The organism is bacterium (assembly GCA_037200965.1).
GTDB lineage: Bacteria > Patescibacteriota > Minisyncoccia > Phycocordibacterales > Phycocordibacteraceae > C7867-001.
The window spans coordinates 440,133-462,428 of record JBBCGK010000001.1; the positions used below are offsets into that span (position 1 = coordinate 440,133).

Here is a 22,296-nt window from a genome sequence, read left to right on the forward strand (position 1 = left end):
GTTATTTGCGAAGCCCGCTACCAGTAAGAAAACGCCATGCCCCCGTGTTTGCTTCGGGCAGTATCGCAAGCAGGAAGATGCGCGAGACGGTGACGGCGGAGACGAGCGAAGCGATGACGCCGAGCGCGAAAACGAGCGCGAAGCCCTGGATGAGGCTCGTTCCGAGCCAGAAGAGAATCACCGCGGAAATAAGCATCGTAAGGTGGCCGTCCCTGATCGCGGGCCACGCGCGGCTGAAGCCGATGTGCGCGGCTTCGCGGGGCCCCTTCCCTTCGCGAAGCTCTTCCTTGATGCGCTCGAAGATGAGCACGTTCGCGTCGACCGCCATACCGACCGATATGATAAGCCCCGCGATGCCGGAGGCGGTAAACGTGACCGGAATGAATTTCATCACGGAAAGGACGAGCGCGAGATAGCCGACGAGGGCAACGTCCGCGACCAGGCCCGGAAGACGGTACCAAAGAAGCATGAAAACCGCGACCAGGAGGAATCCGACGATGCCGGCAAGCACTCCGGCGGTAATGGCGTTCGCGCCAAGAGTCGGCCCCGCGGTGTTCGAACCGATAAGTTCGATCGGGACCGGAAGCGCGCCGAAGTTAAGGTTCTGCACCAGGCTCTTCGCTTCGGTCGCGTTGAACTTACCGGTAATGGTTGCGGTGCCGCCCGGAATCGCCTCCTGAATGACGGGCGTCGAAATCGGCGAGCCGTCGAGGAAGATGCCGAGTATGTCGCCGACGTGCTCGCTCGTGATTTTCTCGAAAAGCTTCGCGCCTTCGTCGTTGAACTTGAGAAGGACAATAGGGCTTCCAAGCACGTTGCTTGCGCCGCCGTTCCCGAATTCAAGCGACGCATTCGCAAGATACTGGCCGGTGAGTCCGGTCGAGACGAACTCGGTCGTCGTGCCGACCGTCTTCTGGAGCCGGAATTCGAGCACCGGCGTCTTGCCGATCGCGTCGACCGCGGCCTTCACGTTCGTGACGCCCGGGAGATCGACGATAAGGCGGTCTTCCGCCTGGCCGTTGAGGGTGCTCGCCCGCTCGGTCTGGACGAGGGGTTCCGCGACGCCGAAGAGGTTCACGCGGCGCTCGATAACCTGATGAAGCGACGCGAGGGCGCCCGGGCGGCTTGCCTCAGCGATCGAGGCAGTATCCGCCTTATAGGTGAGTTCGGTACCTCCCGCAAGGTCGAGGCCGAGCTTGAAGCGCCACGGGGACTCGGGATTGGCCTGGGTCGACCAGACGAACCATATAAGCGCGGCTCCTATGATAAGGAGCCCGATGGCGGCAAGCCGATGATGCTTCATGATGGGCCTAGTATAAGGAATTAGGGGCCGGATGCAACCGCATCCGAACCAGGTGGAATCTTATTCAAAAAGATCGGCATGGGTGCCGGTGCGGTGGAGGATAATACTGGATTCCGTGACGGCATAGACGAGGAGCCAGTCGGGTTCGATATGGCATTCGTCGGTTCCTTTCCACTCCCCTTGAAGGGGGTGAGGCTTGTAGTCCGGGGGAAGGCTGCCTTGAGCCGCAAGCAAGCGCGTGACGGCCACCATCTTCTCTCGATCTTTCCCCCGTTTTAACTGACGCCGGATATCTTTCTTGAACCGGCTTGTTTGAAGAAGAATCCTCATGCGCGCATAGCGCGCAACTCCTTCTCCCATGCATCGAACGATTTCGGCTTCAGCAGCCCGCGGCCCTTACGGGCATCGCGGATGACTTTTGCGGTTTCGGCGTTGGGGATATTGGTACTGAACGGGAGTCCTTGGTTGAGGGTTACTTGCGTATAGAAGAGCGTAACGGCATCCGTCGGGGAGAGGCCGATTCTCGAAAGCACCGCCTCTCCCCTGCGCTTGAGCGAGGGTTCCATGCGGGCTCGTACCGTTGCGGTTTTTGCCATATGCGCAGTGTAGCCCATTTGGGCTACACTTGCAAATCCTAAGAGTATTCGGCGAGCTCGATAACGTTCTCAAACAGTTTCGCAACGGCGACCGGACCCACTCCTCCCGGGACGGGCGTAAAAAGAGAACATTTTTCGGCACCCGCCGGATCGGCATCTCCCCTTATAACGCCGCCGGACTCGGAGGTGCCCGCATCGATAAGGATGACTCCCTCCTTGATTATCTCAGGCTTCACAAGCCCCGCGGAACCCGCGCCCGCGACGATAATGTCCGCGCCGGAAAGCATGCGCGCGAGCTCTTCCGGAGCCGTTTCGATGGTCGCTATGGAAACGTCCGCACCTTGGCGGTTAAGCCATGTCGCAACCGGAGCGCCGACCAGCCAGCCATTCCCTATGACTACAGCCTTCTTCCCCGCTATCGATACGCCCCTCACTATTTCCGCGACCGCGCCGACGACCGGCGGCAGGAGCGCGCCGTCTTCTCCTCTTTCAAACCGCGCCCGGGCCGCGGACGAAAGCACGTCAGCGTCTTTTTCCACAGGAATCGCGTCGAGTACCGCCTGCGTATCGACCGTGGCCGGAAGCGGAAGCTGTACGATGAGCGCGTCTTCCGTAGCGGCCGTGACCGCGGCGATGAGCTCGGTTGTGGTCGCGGTCTCCGGGAGCGTCTGCACGATCATCCCGATACCGGCCTCCGCGGCGCGCTTTTCTTTGATCTTAAGATACGACGCCGTCGCGGCATTGCCCCCGCAGGCAACCACGCGAAGCGTCGGCATGCGTCCGAGCTGTTCGGAACGCGCTCTGGCGCGCGAGAGTATATCCGCTGCGAGTCTCTTTCCGTCGAGAATCATTTGTGGCGGCGCGCGCTTTCGGGCACGAACGACTCGTACGCGCCGTTGGTGTAATAGAAGGCGTCGAAGCTCGGGTAAGCATATGCATATCCGAGTTCCCTCGTAACTTTCGAGCCGTCGACCGCGATGGGATACGAATAGCTTTTCCAGGCCCCCTTGCCGGTCGGAATCTTCCCGCGCGAAAGATGCCAAAATACGAAAAACGGGAAGCGCACCATCCACGGATATACGGGAAGCAGCCGCTTCCCCACCGCCTTCGCCATATCGGGCCCGAGAACAACCGGACCCGGAGGGCAGATATTGAAGACCTCGTATCCCTTGACCGGTTCGCCAAACGCGAGACGCTCGACGATACCGACGACGTCGTCCTCGTGTATGAACTGCCGGAGCCACTTAGGCGTGACCGGAACAAAGGAAACCATGCCGGAGACGAGACGATAGGCGAAGGAATCCTTGAGCTGCCCCGAAAGCGCGGCCTGAAGCCCGAACCGGATACGCATGAACCGCCCGCGGGGGCCCGTGATGGCCGCGGGGCGCACGACGGCGACGTTCACCCGCTTATCGCTTTTCGCATATTTCTCTTCGAGATGCTCCTCGGCAATCCTCTTCTCTTCCGCATATAGATAGTCCATTTTTCGGAACGGCTCGTCTTCCGCATACCGGTGTCCGGTCGAGTTGTCGGGATACGCGCCATAGGAAGCGACGGTGGAGAAATGGATCAGGCGCTCGACCGAAGGTTCGCCGAGCGCGAAATCGAATACCGCGTCGGATCCGTCGATATTCCACTTCCACGTAAGCGCATGATCGCCGTACACCTCCCGTATCTGCCACGCGGTGTGGATCACGATATCCGGCCTTTCCGCCCGCGCCCGCTCCTGCCAGGTCCCGTCGGAAGTATTGGCCTCTATATAGAGAAGCTTCGGTTCCTTGGCGAGCAGTTCCGGAAGCGGTTCTTTATCGACGCCGATGATGCGTCCGATGTCCTCGCGCTTCGCGAAGCGTTCGACGAGCATGGCGCCTACATACCCTGCCGCCCCGGTGATGAGTATCGTGCGCTTCATATCACCATGAGCTTACGCGAAACAGCATCCTTTTGATAGTCTTGAGCGCGATAACGATGTCGAGCCCGAGCGAGCGGTATTTGAGGTAGTAGAAGTCGTAAGCGAGGCGGGTTTTGGTCTCTTCTATGGATTGCGGGCTGATGCTTCCCTGCTCGTACTGCTGGTTGATCTGCGCCCAGCCCGTGATGCCGGGCTTCACGATATAGCGGGCGTCGTAGTACGGAATAGCTTCGGAGAGACGCTTGCCGAGCCCTTCGATATCGCTTCGGGGGCCGATGAGCGAGATTTCGCCCCGAAGGACGTTGAGCCATTGCGGAAACTCGTCAAGCGACGTCACGCGAAGGAAGCTGCCGACGCGTGTGACCCGGTTCTCCCCTTCCGTCGTCCATTCGCCGGAACTTGCGAGATTCTTGGTCATGCTCCGGAACTTGCGCGCGGCGACCGGCCTTCCGCACTCCCCTATGCGGACCTGTTCGATGAATACGGGACCGGGACCTTCGAGTTTCTGCGCGAAATACACGAAGGGCGTAGCGAGCGCGGTTACGAGGCCCATCACGAGGCCCCCGATGATATCGATTGCGCGCTTGGCGGCCATATACGCAAGCGACGGATTCGCGGAAACGTGCTTGAGGAACCATTCGTGCTTCATAAGCGAGAGCGGGATGCGGTCGAAGACCTCTTCGTATACCTGCGTGAATTCGGCAAACTGGTAGGTGCGCCTGAAGCAGGACAGGTGATAGATGAGCGGCAGGAGGCCCTTGGCAACGGGGTGCTCGGTATCGACGACGAGCATCCCCACGTTCGCTTTCTCGAACTCCGCTTCAAGCGCTGCGGCATCAAGGTCCGCGAACTCCTCCGGGGTGCGGACAAGCGCGAATTCGAGATGATAGCGGGAATTCCCGTTGACTTCCCGCACAAGCTCGTCCGCTTCCGCGCCGCTTGCGATGAGCGCCGCGCGAAAACGAACGCGGCGGCTGGTCAGTTTCGGATAGAGCGCAAGGCGCCAGAGGAAGATAAGCCCGAGCGAGATGACGAGATACAGAACGAGATTGGTTTTCGGGGCGATGCCGACGCCGGGCACGAGAAAGAAGAAGAGTGCGGCGAGCACGATGTTGAATACCTGCGTCTTGAGGAGCGCATCAGCCAGCCGGCTCTTGAAGAGGATTACCCGCTTGCCATAGAGGCCCGAGAGATAGAAAACGAGGATCCATAGCGCGAACAGGAGCGCGAATACCGGGAAGTGAGCGCCGAACGTCTCGCGGCTCGGGAGTTCCCCGTAGCGAAGGAGAAGGGTAAGCCAAAGCGCCGCCACGAAGGCGGCAATATCGCCGAGAAACAGGAGCGCGGCTCCCCTTTTGCCACCGTGAGTCATCGGATACGGTTATACTATAGAACATCTACAGCCGCATGGAAGTTACGCCCCCGCACAAGATTCTCTACGTCATCACCAAGGCAAACTGGGGCGGCGCGCAGAAATACGTCTTCGACCTCGCGCTTGAGGCGAAAAAACGCGGGTACGATGCGGCGGTCGCGTACGGCGAGGAGGGGCTCCTGGCAAAAAAACTCGCGGAGGCGGGCGTGCGGACGATGCGCGTCGCGGCGCTTCGCCGCGACGTATTGGGGCTCGGGGAGTTCAAGGCGGCGGCGGAGCTGTGGCGTTTGTTTCGGGAGGAACGTCCGGACATCGTGCACCTTAACAGCTCGAAAGCGGGGTTTATAGGCACGCTCGCGGCGCGGATGGCCCGCGTGCCGCGCATAGTCTTCACGGCGCACGGATGGGCCTTCAACGAACCGCGCCGGAAGTTCGAGAAGAACCTTTTCGGCATCCTCCACCACCTCACCATTCTCGGGACGCACCGGACGATCTGCAATTCGGAAGCCACGTACCGGGACGTTGCGTGCATGCCGGGCGCCCGGGGAAGGCTTGTCGTGATATATAACGGGGTCGAACCGGTGGAACTGCACGGGCGGGCGGCGGCGCGCGCGAAGCTTGCCCCCGGTCTTAAGGCTACATTCTGGCTCGGTACGCTTGCGGAACTCCATCGCGTGAAGGGCCTTGATGTCGCGCTCAGGGCGTTCTCGAAGATCGCGGAGCGCTTCCCCGACATGGCGCTTGTGCTTATGGGAAGCGGCGAGGAACGCGCGCATCTCACCGCCCTTGCGCACTGGCTTGGCATCGAGAAGCGCGTCTTTTTTTGCGGACATGTGGAAAACGCGGCGGGCTATCTCCCGGCGTTCGATCTGTTTCTCCTTCCGTCGCGCTCCGAAAGCTTCGGGTACGTGGTGGCCGAAGCGGGGCTTGCGAGGGTGCCCGTGATCGCAAGCAGCGTGGGCGGCGTGCCGGAGCTTATCGAACACAAGGTGACAGGGCTGTTGGTACCTCCGGACGATGCCGATGCGCTCGCGCAGGCGATAGCAGACCTGCGGGAAGATCCCGCGCTTGCCGCCGGACTTGCCGGGAAGTTCTTCGAGCGCGTGCACAGGGATTTCTCAAAACAGAAATCGCTTGACGAGACATTCGCGCTTTACGGCCTTTAGCCTATATATTCCTGGCCCGCGAGCGAACGCGAGACGCTCCTGCCGTGCCGGGCAAGCGATGAGACGATGCCAAGCGCCGCGAATTCCATAAGGAGATGCGACCCGCCGGAGCTCATGAACGGTATCGTCGTGCCGGTAACCGGCAGGAGTCCCAGGTTGATCCCCGCGTGTATGAAAAGGTGCGCCATAAGGACGAGGGCGACGCCAAGCGTGAAGAACGCGTCGAAATTGGTCGCCGCGCGCTTCGCGATATCGATGAGGCGGGCGAGCAGGAGGCCGTAGAGAAGCAGGAGAAGGAGAACGCCGACGAAGCCCCACTCTTCGGCGAACGCGGCGAACACGAAGTCCGTCTCGTATTCCGGAAGGAACCGGAGCTTCGACTGCGTGCCGTATCCGATTCCCTTCCCGAGCCACTCCCCGGAGCCCACGGCGACCGTCGCCTGATAGGCGTTATAGCCCGCGCCGCGGATGTCGGCCGCGGGATTGAGGAAGGCGACAATGCGCGTCCGCTGATAGTCGTGAAGGCCAAGGGACCAGAACCCCGCCGCGGCGACGATGCCCGCAAGCGCGACGAGCGCCAGATGCTTTTTCGAGATGCCGGAAACGAGCATCATGCCAAGCCATACGGCGGAAAGTATCACGGCGGTCCCGAGATCGGGCTGCACGAGGACCAGAAGAATCAGGGCGGCCGCATAGAGGCCGGAAATGATGACGTGCTTCAGCTGCGCGATGTCGACGTGCCGGCGAGAGAGGTATTTCGACAAAAGCATTACGAGCGCGAGCTTCGCGAAATCGGCGGGCTGGAACGAAAAGCCGCCAAGAAGAAACCAGCTTTTCGCCCCCATTACCTTATGCGCGACAAGGAGGAGGAGCGCGAGGAGCGCGACCGCAAGCGCGTACGCCGCGAACACGACCTCCTTGCGCCTCAGGAACCGCAAATCAAGCGAGGAAAGGGCGAAATACGCGAATACCGCGAGGACGAGCCACTCAAGCTGGCGCGGCGCGAGGCTTGCGCCCACGCCGAACGTATTCATGGTAAGGACGCCAAGCAGCGTGAGCGTTATGGCCGGAAGGATGAGGAGCCAGTCGAACCGGCGGGGGAAGCCCTCGGCCTTCGAAAACAGTTCCCTCATCGCGGGAGCATAATGACGGGCTTGACCTCAATGCGGGCTACCGGGGCCGGGAAGGCCGCGTTCCAGGTGAAGATCGCAGAAGCGCTACCCTGCGGCTGGATCGCTTCGAGCACGGTCTGCGAGGCGCCGACCGCGTTTCCGGATGCGTCGAATACCGTCGCGACGACTTTCGTATTGTAAAGCGGCTCAACGTCGTCGTTTTGGAGAACGGCAGTGATGCGGGGCGCATCCGGCGTGCCGCCAAGCTCCGCGCTCCTTGCTTTCGGAAGTACGCGCGTCTCCCGATAGCTTTCCCACAGGACGGAATCCTGATCGAACGTAAGAAACACCCGAACGACCTGCTGGTTGCCGGAAAAGAAATTCGGCACGTAGACCGGGACGACCGACTTCGGCGGGAGGTCAACCGTACCGTTCGAGCTCGCGATGATCACATTCCCCGCTCCGTAGAGATCGATGCGATACGGGGCGCTGCGGGCGGCAGCGGATGGATTCTGATTCTCGACGTACGCGATCACATCGGTACGGCCCGCGCGAGGCGAGAGCGCCCTGACGAATTGCACCACCGGAGCTTCGGTCTTGACCGCACAAAGGTACGGACAGGGTCCGCCGCAGTCCACGCCTTCTTCGCCCTGGTTCTGCTTCGTGTCGGTACATGAAGGCGCCCTATACACCGCGGCAAACAGAATGGCCGCCGCGAGCACAGCCGCAAGGGCGATAAGCCCCCCGAGTATCCAGAATCTTCGTCGCGCTGCCCAGGACATATCTCTAGTATAAACGAATGCAGCCAACTCAACGAGTCGGCCGCAAACTCACCTTATGATCTCTTATCGTCTGAAAAGCACGCGGTCGACCGAAGCTTGGAATCGGCGTTTGCAGAAAGCGCATCCGCTTCCCGCGAACATATGTTCGTAGATAGCAGCAAGCGATGCATGCGGGTCCGCCGACGCTCCTAAACAGGTAGCGTAGGTGCCCACAAAAGGAACTTCCCATTCATCAATTGCCGCGATGTGCGGATATTTGTTCGCTAACGCCAAAACTTCTGCCGATTCTTGTCCCGAAGTTCTCATGGGCCTTACTCCTTCTCTCCTTTACCGGGAACTCGTAAATACGGTGCAAGGTTACGAAAACACGCCCGCAGTGCTGGCGACTACCTACTCTCCCCCTTGCGGAGTACCATCGGTTCAAGAGGGCTTGACTGCCGAGTTCGGAATGAGATCGGGTATGACCCCTCCGACAAATCACCAGCACCGCGGGCGCGTTTTATAAAACGGCACGCACGATGCAAACGAGATACGTATAGATGGAAAATGCGAGCGCGCGCAGATTGTGGCACGCAGAGTTCCGCACAGTAGACTCGGCATATTAGTATTCCTCCGCTCCGGCAATTGCTTGCCTTCCACGTAGAACCTATCAACCTGGTAATCTCCCAGGTGCCTGATAACGATTTCTAATCTTGGAGCACGCTTCCCGCTTATATGCTTTCAGCGGTTATCGCAACCCGACATAGCTACCCAGCGGTGCCCTTGGCAGGACAGCTGGCAGACCAGAGGTCAGTTCATCCCGGTCCTCTCGTACTAGGGACGACCCTCCTCAAAAATCAACGCCTGTAGTAGATAGGAGACCAACCTGTCTCACGCATGTTCTCACGCATTACTGCGTGCATCGGACTGTAACTTCATCGGTTCTCGATGTTCAACGTTCAGTCTCTACGGGCGATATACCTCCGTATCCGCTTCTTGGAGTAGTTCAGTTCTCCGAAAGCGTTTACGAGTTCGAGCAATTTCTTGAATGCTGCCTGATTCTGTTCGCGCTTCTTGCAGTCCAGGACCTTCTTCAGGAGAGCGATCTGTTTCTTCTTCAACCGAACGAAAGGTTCGACGAGTCGGATCATCTCTTCTAAGTCGTCAAGACGCTGCACCGTGTACTCGCACACGCCATCCTTGCGTTCCCGAAGGGAACCGAACGGCATAAGCGTACACATCTTCTCGAAAGAATCCTTCGACTTGGCGGACTGGAAGAACACTATCGCTGGTGCAATCTGGTATCCGAACCGATAGGTTGAATTAGGTTTTGCACGAACGTAGATGCTTCCATCCCCATCGAGGAATCCTGCGAGATAAGCCCTGTCAGTGTCAGATAGGCGAATTTGCTTCATATCTTCCCTCGGTATTATCCTACCATATGACAGGTTAGGACTTCACCGATATAAGTTGAATTGTCGTACTGCATTCCTGCAATACGCCGCCGTGATCATGTCTTCTGCCTCGGGGCTCAGACCGTTCAGTGGCCGATGCTTTCATCTAGCCGCTGAACGGTCTGAACCCAACTCACGTAACATTTTAATTGGCGAACAGCCAAACGCTTGGGACCTTCTCCAGCCCCGCGCTATGTTGAGTCGACATCGAGGTGCCGAACTCCGCCGTCGCTATGGACGCTTGGGCGGAACTAGCCTGTTATCCCCAGAGTAACTTTTATCCGTTGAGCTCTGGCCGCATCTAAGGCGTACCATCGGATCACTATGCTCTGCTTTCGCATCTGCTCGGGATGTACCCCTTGCAGTTAAGCTCTCTTATGCCATTACACTATCGGCACGGTTTCCATTCGCGCCTAGAGAACCTTAATAGACTCCTCCGTTACTTTTTAGGCGTGTGGTACTCAATCGCTTGAGCGCGCGATCACGGAATCGCACCTCTATGTCGCCATAGAGATCGGACTATATCTTCATCACCTTGCGGTGAGATCGGCGTGTAGTCTCTGAGGGTTCTCTTACGAGTCTTCCCTGCTGATTGTCCGCACCGGACGGATTTTCACTCTTTCGAGTACCGCCGGATACCCGGATGTTCCAGCATTTGGCCGATTTGCTTGTACCGGTTGCCCGGCACAGTCCCCCTTTTTTATATTTATCGGTTTTCGGATGATGGTCGAACGGGCGCCGCTTTCGAGGATAGCGCCCCACCAAAACTGCCTACCACGCACGGTCCCGAGGAGGATCCCTCCTCGGTTAGGAACTGCACAATTCAAGAGTGGTATTTCACTGACGAGTCCACGGGAGCCGAAACCCCCGCTTCAACCTCTCCCACCTATGCTACGCAGGAATCACGCAGCCCCAATACGAAGCTGCAGTAAAGCTTCTGGGGTCTTTTCGTCTAACTACAGGTAACCGGCATCTTCACCGGTAATGCATTTTCACCGAGCGAGTCCTCGAGACAGTTCCCCAGTCATTACGCCATTCGTGCACGTCGGAATTTACCCGACAAGGAATTGCGCTCTTCTATTCCTCTACGAAGGACCATTTCTTCACCCCCGAAGGGGTGCGCGGCGTATGGCCTCTCTTGTGAGCCGCGGATCTGCTATGCGTTGCCGCATAACGAGGTAGCTTGTCATGACGTAATCTTTCGAACTGTTTACGGTCTCCTACAATCGTCCCAATCCGTTCCGCGCTCGATCGCTCGAACGCGGAACCTTAGGCATATCTCCTTCCTGTCGCCAGGAGGTTGGACTTTATCATCTCGCGTCTCAAGCGAGTCCGACGTAAAGTCTCTGAGGATTCATGTGTTCAATTACTAATCCGGGAGCGTCGCGAGCATCTCTTGTAGAGCGTGCTTGCGGCCCTTTCCTTGTTGATTCATCGAGTATGCGAGTGTTGCTATCCTCACAAACCCTTCCTTCGTCCAGTGCTCCCGCTTCTCCATTGCCGCGACGATCTCCTTGAAGATCACGAATGTCTCGGCTTTGACGAGAAGCGGGTATCGCTCGAAGAACGGTATAACCCGCTCGACGATTGAACGTCTCGAATCGATGCTGAAGTTGAGGACGGGATGAGTTCCGGATTTTCGATATATCGACCCTGTCCCGAAGGTTTCCTTCATGAGTTCAAGCACCTCGCGGTGCTTCTCATGCTGGTATACCTGGAAACAAGGATTGATCATCCATCCGAACTTTTGGGTCGGATGCTTGATGATCGATACCGAGAAGCTTCCCTCTCCGTCCACGAATCCTGCTACATAGTAGTTGCGCTGATGTCGCTTGCCACGGAAGTAGCTCATGACATCAGCCGAGTTATTCAGTCTCATGGCTAAGTTTGTTAGTTGTGAGACGAACACATGTCTTTCCTGCTGATTGACTGCACCGCGCGCATTGTTACCTGCTCGGTAGCGGCGGATACACCAGTTATTCCAGCATTTGGTCGGATTTTATAATCGCCCGACTTTTGACCTACTTGCGCAGGTTTGTAGGGTCCACGATTATAGTTATCGCCGACATTCACCAGGGCATATACAGCCCAGCACTATATCCGAAGACATAGCACCCTCCGTACTTAACCTTCTGGCATCGGTCAGGCGTCACCCCCTATACATCCTCTTACGAGTTCGCAGGGAGCTGTGTTTTTGGTAAACAGTTGCCAGGGAATCTTTCGCTGCGGCCCGCGCACCACTTTAGCCTCAACTCTTTTGGAAGGAGCGGAAACTAAAGTACTCGACGATCAAGACATGTTGTGAATCCGGATATCCGTTCCGATCTTCGTGGAATTATCCACAAAGAAAAGTCGGGGGCGTCTCCGTTCTACAACGTCATCCATCAGCTGGCCCAGGTCTTCCGGGCCGCAGATGTATTTCTGATCATCGTTCACGAACTCTAACGTGCACTCGGAAGCACTCGGATAACGATACTTGAACGACCTCAACTCTCTGGTCGTGAGCATCGTATACAGTACTTCGAGGTCAAGTTTTGTTCTTTGCTGCGTCATTTTGCTCTCCATATGTTGAGGACAAAGTGGTGCGCGGGCAGGCCTTATCGCTAACTTACGGCCGCTTTTTTGCCGAGTTCCTTGAGGACCTCTCACTCGTTCGTCTTGGTCTTCTCGACCTGACCACCTGTGTCGGTTTACGGTACGGTCGTCGCACATTAAGCTTAGAAGTTTTTCTTGGAACCGCGCTCTCTACTCTCCGCTCCCCCGTGGGAGAACGTTGCGGCTACGCTCGGAATAGCGCATGGCGGATTTACCTACCACACTTCCTCGCGCAACCGACCCAAATCCAATTATGGGCGGTAGATACAGCAGTCCGTCGCTCCATCGCATATGCGAACGGTCACGGAATATTAACCGTGTGTCCATCGGGTTCGGCTCTCGCCTACCCCTTAGGCCCGACTAACCCAGAGTTGATCATCATGGCTCTGGAAACCTTGGTCTTTCGACGTGCGGGGTTCTCACCCGCATTGTGGTTACTTGTACCGGCATCCTCACTTCCGTACGCTCCACGACGGGTTACCCCTTACGCTTCAGCGCATACGGAACGCTCTCCTACCGCATACCTTTCCCGAAGGAAAGGTACACCCGCAGTTTCGGCACTACGCTTAACCCCGATCATCTTCGGCGCAGGAACCCTCGATGAGTGAGCTGTTACGCTTTCTTTAAATGGTGGCTGCTTCTAAGCCAACATCCTCATTGTCGAAGGATTCCCACTTCCTTAAGTCGTACTGAGCGTAGATTTTGGGGCCTTAACTTGCGATCTGGGCTCTTCCCCTCTCGACCAGTGGAGCTTCGCCCCCACGGTCTAACTGCCATATTCTTGACCCTTGGTATTCGGAGGTTGATAGGGTCAACGAGATTTCTCCCTGTTTGACCCTTCCAGTGCTCTACCCCCAAGGGGAACATATGACGCCAACCCAAAAGCTGTTTCGGAGAGAACCAGCTATTACTAGATTCGATTAGCTTTTCACTCCTTACCACAAGTCATCCGAAGACGTTGTACGATCTACCGGTTCGGGCCTCCATCCGTCTTTCGACGAACTTCACCCTGCTCATGGCAAGCTCATCTAGCTTCGGGTCGTATGCATACTACAGGCGCGCTATTAACACTCGGTTTCCCTGAAGCTCCATCCGGTAAAGGATTTAGCTACGCAGCATGCATACACTCGCCGGCTCATTCTTCAATAGGCACGCTGTCACGGATACGGCTTGCGCCGTTCCGCTCCAACCCCTTGTAAGTGCACGGTTTCAGTTCTATTTCACTCCCCTCTCGGGGTGCTTTTCACCTTTCCCTCACGGTACTAGTTCACTATCGGTCCTGCGTGATATTTAGCCTTACCGGTTAGTTCCGGCAGATTCATTCGAGCTATTCGTGTCTCGAACTACTCAGGAACGGAAGCACAAGAGAGATCTCTATTTCGCGTACGGGGCCATTACCCTCTGGGGCGCTGCTTCCCAGCAGCTTCCGCTATAGAGACCTTTTGTAACTCCTGCCGTATAAATACGGCGCTTCCGCCCTACAACCCCGAAGATCGAAACCTTCGGTTTGGGCTCTTCCCGTTTCGCTCGCCGCTACTAAGGGAATCGCGAGAGACGTGTTCCACCCCCTCGACGAATCGAGGAGCCGGAACACGGCTCGCTGTTGTTTTCTATTCCTCCGGGTACTGAGATGTTTCACTTCCCCGGGTACGCTTCCATCCTCTGTCGAGGCGGATTCCCGATATACGGGAGGGTTTCCCCATTCGGAAATCTTCGGATCAAAGGCTATAAGCCGCCTCCCCGAAGCATATCGCTGGCTGATCGCGTCCTTCATCGCTCACGCAAGCCTAGGCATCCACCGTGCACCCTTATGTCTCCTGTGCGGAGATCTGTTCACCACAATCTGATAGCACTTGCATTTTGCTGACCGCACGGGCTTAGCCCATACGGTTTTGCTTACCATCTATACGTATTCGTATGTCAAAGGGCGCACTATCCACGCGATTTTTCCGACTAAAAAACCGCTCAGAGGAGCGGTCGCATTTGCATGCAAGGCCTTCCGGCCTTTATCCGCTACTCGTTGTTAGGGTTTTTCGGGTCGGTATCACGTGTAGGGAGAGTATAGGGGAGGGGGCAAAGGCTGTCAACAAGGGCATGAGTGGGTGGTTTATAAGGTCCGCCCGCAGATTTGACAAGAATATAGAACTAGTCCATAGTTATATACGAAACAGTGGAGAGTCGGCCTAAAGGCCGATATGCTCATATGAAGCCAGGAGTTACGCCTCAGATGAAGGAAACAACCAGGACTGCTAAGGAGCGGCGCGAGCGGTCAAGAATTGCCATGTTGATTGTCGGCATTCCTGTTATTTCGATCGTTCTGGCACTGATCGGGTTAGGGGTTCTTCTCTTGCATGGGCCCTTTTGACGGACTGATGTGTTGGGAGTGCGAAGCGAGCAATCGCTTCCCTCCCTGCCCATCGGTTTTTGTTTTTATAGACTAAAAACAAACACGCCGCGCTTCTGCGCGGCGTGTTTGTTTTAAAACCCGAGAAACCTTATCCGACCTGCTCGCGAACCTTGTCGATGTAGCGGGCAGCCGCTGCCTGGCCGCCAAGGCCGAAGGCAAGGCCCACCGCCAGGGAAACCGCGATGACGACGCCCGTGAAGAGGGTCTGCACGAAGGCGGTCGCGACCTGAAGCTGCGCGAGCGCCGCGAGGATCGCGAAGATCCAGATCGCCCATCTTGCGACGGAGCCGAGGAAGTTCGCCGACGGCATGTTCGCCGCGCGCGCTGCGCCCGCGACGAGGTTCTGCACCACGTCCGCGATCACCGCTGCGACGAGAAGGATAAGGACGGCCACGATAACCTGCGGGAGATACCCGAGCACTACTTCGCGAAGGAAGATCGTCACGTCGGAGAGCCCGAGTACGTCGAGGGACGCGATGAGGAACACGACGATGAAGAACCACTTGACCAGGGCGCCAAGGAACGCGCCGGAGTTAAGGGTGAATCCTGCGCGGGTGAGGACGCGCTCTACGCCCGCCGAACGGAGCGCCTGATCGACGCGGATCGAGTTAATGATCTGCGCGACCACGCGGCCGACGCCTGCGCCGATAAGCCAACCGATGACGAAGATGATGATCGCGACGACGAGCGTCGGGATGAACTGCACGAGGCCGTAGAAGAGACCCAAAAACGACTGGCTGAGCACGTCTGACCAAGTAGTGAGAAACATAGTGTGGGTAGTTTTTATAATTGTCCCTCGAGGCTGCCTCTCTTGGAACGGTTATCCGGTAAAGCCGGCCCGGGTCTCCCCGTGTGGCCTGCTGTCTATAAGTGTAGCAGGGATGGGCAAAAACAGCCTTTCGGGTGTGGATAGTTTTTAGGAAGGTTTGAGCCCTATTTTATCGAAAATGGCCCGGTGCGGATAGTCGAGAACGTTCCGTATGAGGCGGTCGTAGACGCCCAGACGGTAGCGGAAGTCTTCCGTGGAGAACGAGGCGTAGCGTATCTCGCGCCCGAGCTCGGCTTCGATGCCGTGAACCGCTGCCTTAAGCGCCCGCTCGACAAGCTTGTCGCCTACGATAAGCAAGTCGATCTCGGATTCGGCGACGCCCGTGAAGAGCCCTGAAGTAACGACAAGGCGAAGAGTTCCTCCTTTTCTAAGTGCGGCCAGAACTTCGGCATTCTCCACGTTCGTCGTCGTGCGCACGAAGTCGGCAAGCGCGTCGTAATACGGGAAACGCTTCTCGGCGGCATACCCGCTTCCCCGCTTCTTGATAACGCCCGCGGCGGCAAGGGTGCTTATCTCCTTGCGCGCCGCGGCTTTTGAAAGCTTCGTCCGGAATGCCGCGTCGGAAACGGAGAACGCGGATGCGGGGTTGAAAATGAAAAGACGAAGGAGCTTGAGGCGGGCGTTCGAGCCGAAGAGTTTCGCGAGCGGATCCATATTCGATTCCGCGCATTCTACCGCGCTTCGAAGTCCCGTGTCCAAGCCTTGACGAAAACAACAAAAAACGCCCTGTGGGGGCGTTTTTTGTTGTTTTCGCTTTCGGATTATTTGAGCGTAACCTTCGCTCCTGCCTCCTCGAGCTTCTTCTTGAGTTCATCGGCTTCCTCCTTCTTCATGTCGGCCTTCACGACCGACGGAGCCGCGTCGACGAGATCCTTCGCCTCCTTGAGACCAAGGCCGAGCGCCTCCTTCACCACCTTGATGACGGCGATCTTCGATGCGCCGGAGTCGGTAAGTTCGACGGTTGCGGTCGACTTCCCTTCCTCGGCGGGACCCGCGGCTGCGGGACCCGCGACCGCGACTGCCGCAGCCGAGACGCCGAACTTCTTCTCGAGCACCTTCACGAGTTCTGAGAGCTCAAGAACAGTCATGTTCTCAACTTCCTCGACAAGCTTCTTGAACTTTGCCGGTACCTCCACCTTCTCCTCTTCTTTCGGGGCTGCCGCAGGAGCCGGAGCCGCCTCCGGCGCAGCTGCCTCGGGGGCCGCCGCTTCCTCTACCTTCTTTTCTTCGTCCATAGTAATGAGTTAAATGGGAATAAAGTTATGCCGCTTTCTTTTCCGCGATCTTGTTGAGCGCGACCACGAATCCCTGGATAGGGCTATTGATCACGTTCACGAACATGCCGCGAAGCACCGGTACCGGCGGGATGGTGGCGATGGCCGTCATCTGGCCCGCATCCGCGAATGCGTTCTCGAACACGCCGCCGACAATCGCGAGCGCTTCCTTGAGCTTCTTCGCGTGCTCGTAGATCGAGCGGGCGGGAAGCGTCGCGTCTCCCTTGCCCCAGGCGATCGCGATTTCTCCGGCAAGCTCCGGAACGTCTCCGGTATAGCCTCGCTCGGCGAGCGCGCGACGGATAAGCGTCTTCTTCGCGACATAGAACCCGACGCCCTCGGCGCGAAGCGCCTTGCGCATTTTGGTCGTGTCCGCGACCGAAAGCTTGTGGAAGCGCACGAATACGACCGAAGCCGCTTCGCCAAGCGCGCCCTTGAGCTTTTCAACGATGTCTACTTTCTTTTGTTTGGTGATTGCCATGTGATTTGTTAGTACGAAACGACACTGGTCCCGGAAGCTTTCGCTTCCGGGACCGAAGGAGGGCTCGACCTCTTTCACCCCGCATGAGGGGATCAAGATGTGCCTCGGCAGGGTTTACGGCCTTTCGGGCCACCTGCTGTCTTCGGTCCGTACCCGGCCACCATACTAAATGGTGGCCGATAAGGCAAGCGCCGCTTCATGAAGGTTCTTCATGAAATCTTCGTAATCCGTAGGTTCTACTGATTGCGTTCCCCTTAGAAACCGTTACCCTCTACACTATGCGCATCCTTATCGTGGAAGACGAGCCGCAGCTCGCCGAAAACCTCAAGAAGGGCCTTGAAATGAAGGGGTTCGCCGTCGACTGGGTCGCCGAGAGCGAGAAGGCGCGGACCCGGATCATGCTCTATAAGAACGAGTACGACCTCATACTCCTTGACCTCATGCTTCCGGGCCTCGGAGGCGACGCCATCTGCCGGGAAGCCAGGGAAGCGGGGGTGAAGACGCCGATCATTATCCTCACCGCCAAGGCCGAAGCCGAAGAGAAGGTGTCGCTCCTCAACTCGGGAGCGGACGACTACGTCGTAAAGCCGTTCTCGTTCGACGAGCTTGTCGCCCGCATAAACGCCGTGCTGCGGCGCCCCGAAAGCGCGCTTCCCGCCGCGCTTACCGTCCGCGATATCATTCTTGACCCGGCAACGAGACAAGTCACCAAAGCCGGCGAGAAAATCGCGCTTACACTCAAGGAATACTCTCTCCTCGAATACTTCATGCGCCGGCCGGGCGAAGCGCTTACCCGGGAAGACGTGCTCGATCATGTCTGGAATTTCGACTTCTCCGGGTTCAGTAACGTGCTTGACGTGCATATGAAGAATCTCCGCAAGAAGCTCGACGATTACGCGGGCGGCACTCCCCTCTTCGAGACGGTGCGGGGCGTAGGGTACCGCCTGAATCCGTAACATGGCCGATATCCCCCACGACATCCGCAGTTCCCTCGCGATCATCAAGAGCGGTACCGAACTCGCGCTCATGAATCCCGGGCTTGATCCTGAGTCGAAAAAGATATTCGATTCCACGCTTCGCGAAATCGACCGCATACACGAACTTCTGAAACAGCTTCCGAAATAAAATCCGGGTAAATCAAAACCGCCCCGTACGGGGCGGTTTTGATTTCTAGCGTGAGAATTTACTTAATCCACGCACGGGTCTTCGGACCGAAGTAGCCAGCAGCAGGCGTGATGCCGACCGATGCCTGGTACTTTGCGAGCGCGGCCTGGGTAAGGGCCCCGAAGAGGTCGGTTTCCATACCAGCCGACCCTGGTCCCGTCGCGGCGACCATGAAGCCATGTGCGTTGAGCCACATCTGGAGAGCCTTCACGTCGGCTCCGCTTGAACCGATGGTGAGGTCGCGGGTGAAGGAAGCCGAAACTCCTCCCATCGCGTTTGCCTGCGCCATAAGTGCTGCGAGCTGCGCGTTGAGGGCTGCAAGCTGCGCTTCTACGCTCGTCGAGGTGGTAGTCGTGGTGGTGGTAGAACCGGAAGTGCTCGAGCTCGAAGAAGACGAGCCGCCGGAGCTGTGGTGATGGCTTCCGCCACCGCCACCGTTTGTGCTTCCCGCGCCCGCTCCCACTTCAACGTCGGTGCTGTAAGTGAAGGCGGTTCCTGCGACAGCGGCCGTACAGGTAACCATGACATCGTCTTCGGTACAGGTGACATCCGTATTCGAAGCAAGCTGCCCGTTCAGTGCTTCAACGACCTGCTGGGCAGTAACATCGGTTCCGGAGCTGTAACTATAATCAGTATCGTTGATCGTTACCGTGTACTTCGCGCGAATGACGCTTCCCGGAGTAAAGGTAACTACCTGTGCGGTCGTGCCGTAGTTAGAATCGCCAAGGACGATTGACCCGTTCGCTCCGTTCGCCCGCGTGAAGGTCAGGTTGGCCGCGCTCGGGTTCGTTACAACGTATGCGCCCGTCGAGCCGTAGCTGGTACCGCCGGTGTACGTAGCAGCAGCGAGAGCCGCAGCAACTTGATTCGCGGTGAGCACGGACGTGCCGAGGTTGATGACGACACCGTCAACCGTCACCGAATGGTCGCCAGCGTTTGCCGGGAGACCAGCGGGAATGACGACGGTCGTCGTTGCCGGGATGGCGTTTGCGCCCCCGGCAAGCGCGGTGAGCGTAAATCCTGCGTTCGTCACGCCTTCGGCCCAATAGCCAGAGTTGACGGCAATATTTCCTGCTGCGCCAGCCGTGTCGTTTGTCAGGACCAGGATTCCCCCGCCGCTGTTAGAGGACGTAATGGTGAGTGCGGAGGTGACTCCATTGATTGCCGTGTTGATAAGTGCGGCAACGCTTGCGGCGTCGGTCGCGGCGCTAACTGCGATCTCGATGCCTCCTGCTACGCCGTTGGCATCTTTACAAGCCTGGGCCGTACCCGCATCGCTTGAAAGCGAGTTATCCACGTCGAAGTAGAAACAGACCGCGGTCGCGGCGACTCCGGTGTGCGAGAGGATGAAGTAATCGTTGTTCGCGAGGTTCGCTTTCGCGACGGCCGTCAGGGTTGACGTTGCCGCGATTGCTACGGTACCGCCGGTAAGGGCGATAGCCGGGATCGAAGCGGTCTCGGTATTGGCCACAGTTTCCTGTGCGGTCAGGGTCGGCGTGACCGCTGCAAGCCCGACCGAAGGAAGGACAAGAAGCGCGAGCGCCAGGACCGGGGTTAATAGGGCAAGCTTTTTCATCGTTAAATTAAAGTTGAGACTAATAAATACTTCTTCAGTATACCTACGCACTCCGCATGAAGATAAGTTATCCCCCATTGGTTCTTCCCTCCCTCAAACGCAAAACCCCCGCTTTCGCGGGGGTTTTGCTGCCTGACAACTCGTCTGGCTAACGTGTTCCGGAACGAATCCCGGAAAGCTCGTTAGTCAGCCGTGATGTACACAGCGTCGGTCTCGTAGTCCGCATTGTCGAGGTCGACATTGAACTTCGAGAGCGGCGTGAGGTCATTCTCTACAGAGTAGTTGACCTCAGCGAGCTGGATCGCGTACTGACCGGTGCCGGTCAAGGTGAGCGGATCAAGAGTGACGGTGAGCGTGAACGTTTCCGTCGCGCCTGCGTCAACCTTGAAGTTTCCGTTCTTCGTGTGCGCCGTCGAAGAAAGCGTTGCCGTCTTCGAGTCGAACGCGACCGAGGTGGTTGCACCGTTCTTGATGATGTCGTAGACCGCACCGGCAGTGTCGTTGCCAAGCGTCGAGCTTGCAGCCGTCTTACCGATGAAGATCGGATCATCCTCGTCAGCCGTCACATCGAACTTGATGATGAAGGTACCGTACGCATCGGAGTTGTCGGTCGAAGCCGTTACCGATTGCGAGGTGCTCTTCGGCGCGACATCGAAGCCGGTCTCCGAGACCATGTGGTCTTCAGAGGTTGCCGAGCCGGAGATGTCGGTCGATTCGACTTCGTCACCGCTTTCGACGCCCTCAGCCTCTACGCTCGAGTGATCGATCGCGAAGGTGATGGTGTTCGGAAGGTCGGAAGCGTATCCGCTGTCCGAAGCGAACTCGACGGAGAGGGTGAAGGTCTTGGTGCTGTCACCGTCAACCTGCGCCTCAATGTCGTCAAAGTCGATGGTTCCGTCATCGTTGATGTCGCCATCGTACTCATCATCGCCGTCGGAGACGGTCGCCTTCCGGATGATATCCGATACATCGGCGGTGTTGAAGAGATCAGAGCTCGTCGCGACCGTGATGGTGAAGTCGGTGATGAGCGTATCCGCGTTGTCCTTGTTGCGGACATCCCATGCGAATACGTCATATGCGTCCGAGGACTGGTCGTTCTCGACCTTAAGGGTCGTGGCATCCGGATTCTCGTCGCTTTCGCGGATCGAGAGGTCACCGTTCTCCTCGGCCTGGAAGTCGAAGCCAACCTTGTCGCTCGTCTTACCCGTGTACTGCTGGATGCCAGCGGCATCGATTGCGCGGATACCCTGGTCGGTCTCTACGGAGAGATCGAAGGATCCGTCATCGACATCGTCGTCGTCCATGTTGTCCGCGATGTCCGCTGCGAAGGTGAGCTCGGCAGTGCTGCCGTCCCTCACCATGTAATCGAAGCCGGAAACCGAGATAGTGTAGACGCCGTCATCCTGGTCATCCCAATCGGCACGGCTGTCGGCATTGACATCGGCAAGCTTCTTGCCGTTGCCCCATACCGAGATCGTGTCGAAGTAGTCCCAAGGGCGCTCGCTTGCGGAACCCGAACCGGTGAATTCCACCGTGAGTTCTGCGCGCTGCACGTTCACGTCACCGCCGTCAACGTCGAACTTCGCCGTTGCAAGCTTGACGTCCTGCTCGCCTTCCGCGCCGTCTCCGTCCTCCGAGCGGAGGTCGAAGTCAGTGAGGTCCGCCTCGCCGCCCTTAAGGGTCGTCGTGGTGGTCGTGGTCGAGCCGCCAGTCGTGGTGGTCGTGGTGGTCGTAGCGGACATCGAAGCGACCTTGGCGCGAGTGATCGGACCGAAGTAGCCTGCTGCCGGGCTTACGCCGTTTGCAGCCTGCCATGCGGCGAGAGCCGCCTTGGTCTGAGCACCGAAGTAGCCGGTTGCGCCAGCTGGGATCGCGAAGCCTTTCGCGATGAGCCAGGTCTGGAGCGCGGTTACGTCTGCGCCGGTCGAACCGATGGTGAGGTCACGAGTGAACGTGGTGCTCGTCGTGGTGGTCGTAGAGCCGTTCACCTGCGCCTGAAGCGCTGCGATGGTCTGCATGAGCGTCGCGATCTGCGCCTGGAGATCCGCCTGGCTCTGTGCGTGTGCCGGAGCAACTGCCGCAACAAAGGAAAGCGAAGCCGCCATAGCGAGACCGGCCGCAACTGCAGCGATCTTGGAGATCGAAGTTGCTTTAGTCATAACTTGGTGTGCTTGTTTAATTTGGAACGCATGCGTCCGCGGCGTAACTGATAAGGTGCCGCGGCGCGCATGCGCGTTTTAAGTAATGTGAGTTCGCACAAGAACTTCGCACTTTCAAACTACCCCGCGAAACGC

The 22,296-nt window shown here is 57.8% G+C and carries 17 protein-coding genes and 2 rRNA genes; 3 read left to right on the forward strand and 16 right to left on the reverse strand.

Annotated features, from left to right (window positions below; all coding sequences use genetic code 11):
* Window position 1 precedes the first annotated feature (1 nt).
* Genes secD through WDN10_02560 form a run of 6 tightly spaced genes read right to left on the reverse strand, consistent with a single transcriptional unit; the run spans window position 2 to window position 5,183 of the window.
* On the reverse strand, window positions 2-1,303 hold the full coding sequence (gene secD / locus WDN10_02535) for a protein translocase subunit SecD (protein MEJ0053580.1): 1,302 nt from the start codon (window positions 1,301-1,303) through the stop codon (window positions 2-4).
* A gap of 60 nt (window positions 1,304-1,363) precedes the next feature.
* A complete protein-coding gene (locus WDN10_02540; protein ID MEJ0053581.1) occupies window positions 1,364-1,633 on the reverse strand; it encodes a type II toxin-antitoxin system YafQ family toxin in 270 nt (89 codons plus the stop codon).
* Window positions 1,630-1,899 (reverse strand): type II toxin-antitoxin system RelB/DinJ family antitoxin, encoded by a 270-nt coding sequence (locus tag WDN10_02545; protein ID MEJ0053582.1) that lies wholly within the window; start codon window positions 1,897-1,899, stop codon window positions 1,630-1,632. Before WDN10_02545 ends, WDN10_02540 begins: the two co-directional genes overlap by 4 nt.
* A gap of 38 nt (window positions 1,900-1,937) precedes the next feature.
* Window positions 1,938-2,750, reverse strand: coding sequence for a bifunctional 5,10-methylenetetrahydrofolate dehydrogenase/5,10-methenyltetrahydrofolate cyclohydrolase (locus WDN10_02550; GenBank protein ID MEJ0053583.1), 813 nt, complete (start codon window positions 2,748-2,750; stop codon window positions 1,938-1,940).
* Window positions 2,747-3,811, reverse strand: coding sequence for an NAD-dependent epimerase/dehydratase family protein (locus WDN10_02555; protein MEJ0053584.1), 1,065 nt, complete (start codon window positions 3,809-3,811; stop codon window positions 2,747-2,749). Before WDN10_02555 ends, WDN10_02550 begins: the two co-directional genes overlap by 4 nt.
* 1 nt (window position 3,812) lies before the next feature.
* Window positions 3,813-5,183 (reverse strand): sugar transferase, encoded by a 1,371-nt coding sequence (locus WDN10_02560; GenBank protein MEJ0053585.1) that lies wholly within the window; start codon window positions 5,181-5,183, stop codon window positions 3,813-3,815.
* A 35-nt stretch (window positions 5,184-5,218) separates the two neighbouring features.
* Here WDN10_02560 and WDN10_02565 point away from each other — a divergent pair, with 35 nt between their 5' ends.
* Entirely contained in the window at window positions 5,219-6,349 is a 1,131-nt protein-coding gene (locus WDN10_02565; GenBank protein MEJ0053586.1) for a glycosyltransferase family 4 protein, read from the forward strand.
* Here the strand turns inward: WDN10_02565 and WDN10_02570 are convergent.
* From WDN10_02570 to rplJ, 8 genes are all read right to left on the reverse strand, one after another.
* On the reverse strand, window positions 6,346-7,482 hold the full coding sequence (locus tag WDN10_02570) for an FtsW/RodA/SpoVE family cell cycle protein (GenBank protein MEJ0053587.1): 1,137 nt from the start codon (window positions 7,480-7,482) through the stop codon (window positions 6,346-6,348). The genes WDN10_02565 and WDN10_02570 overlap by 4 nt on opposite strands.
* Entirely contained in the window at window positions 7,479-8,243 is a 765-nt protein-coding gene (locus WDN10_02575) for a hypothetical protein (GenBank protein ID MEJ0053588.1), read from the reverse strand. Before WDN10_02575 ends, WDN10_02570 begins: the two co-directional genes overlap by 4 nt.
* Before the next feature lie 377 nt (window positions 8,244-8,620).
* Window positions 8,621-8,728 (reverse strand): 5S ribosomal RNA (gene rrf / locus WDN10_02580).
* Between the two features lie 95 nt (window positions 8,729-8,823).
* Window positions 8,824-14,094 (reverse strand): 23S ribosomal RNA (locus WDN10_02585).
* Between the two features lie 672 nt (window positions 14,095-14,766).
* Window positions 14,767-15,447: a hypothetical protein gene (locus WDN10_02590; protein ID MEJ0053589.1), complete on the reverse strand. Its 681-nt coding sequence runs from the start codon at window positions 15,445-15,447 to the stop codon at window positions 14,767-14,769.
* 147 nt (window positions 15,448-15,594) lie between these two features.
* Window positions 15,595-16,161 carry a hypothetical protein gene (locus WDN10_02595; protein ID MEJ0053590.1) on the reverse strand — a complete coding sequence of 189 codons (567 nt, stop codon included), beginning with the start codon at window positions 16,159-16,161 and terminating at the stop codon, window positions 15,595-15,597.
* Between the two features lie 107 nt (window positions 16,162-16,268).
* A complete protein-coding gene (gene rplL / locus WDN10_02600; protein ID MEJ0053591.1) occupies window positions 16,269-16,643 on the reverse strand; it encodes a 50S ribosomal protein L7/L12 in 375 nt (124 codons plus the stop codon).
* Window positions 16,644-16,767: 124 nt separating this feature from the next.
* Window positions 16,768-17,262: a 50S ribosomal protein L10 gene (gene rplJ / locus WDN10_02605; GenBank protein ID MEJ0053592.1), complete on the reverse strand. Its 495-nt coding sequence runs from the start codon at window positions 17,260-17,262 to the stop codon at window positions 16,768-16,770.
* A gap of 278 nt (window positions 17,263-17,540) precedes the next feature.
* Between rplJ and WDN10_02610 the strand changes: the two genes are divergently transcribed.
* Both WDN10_02610 and WDN10_02615 read left to right on the forward strand, forming a co-directional pair.
* Window positions 17,541-18,218, forward strand: coding sequence for a response regulator transcription factor (locus WDN10_02610; protein MEJ0053593.1), 678 nt, complete (start codon window positions 17,541-17,543; stop codon window positions 18,216-18,218).
* A 1-nt stretch (window position 18,219) separates the two neighbouring features.
* Window positions 18,220-18,387, forward strand: a complete 168-nt coding sequence (locus WDN10_02615; protein ID MEJ0053594.1) for a histidine kinase dimerization/phospho-acceptor domain-containing protein — start codon at window positions 18,220-18,222, stop codon at window positions 18,385-18,387.
* 58 nt (window positions 18,388-18,445) lie between these two features.
* On the opposite strand, the gene WDN10_02620 is transcribed toward WDN10_02615, so the two are convergent.
* Window positions 18,446-20,002, reverse strand: coding sequence for a peptidoglycan-binding domain-containing protein (locus WDN10_02620; GenBank protein ID MEJ0053595.1), 1,557 nt, complete (start codon window positions 20,000-20,002; stop codon window positions 18,446-18,448).
* Between the two features lie 182 nt (window positions 20,003-20,184).
* Window positions 20,185-22,161, reverse strand: coding sequence for a peptidoglycan-binding protein (locus tag WDN10_02625; protein MEJ0053596.1), 1,977 nt, complete (start codon window positions 22,159-22,161; stop codon window positions 20,185-20,187).
* Window positions 22,162-22,296: the final 135 nt, after the last annotated feature.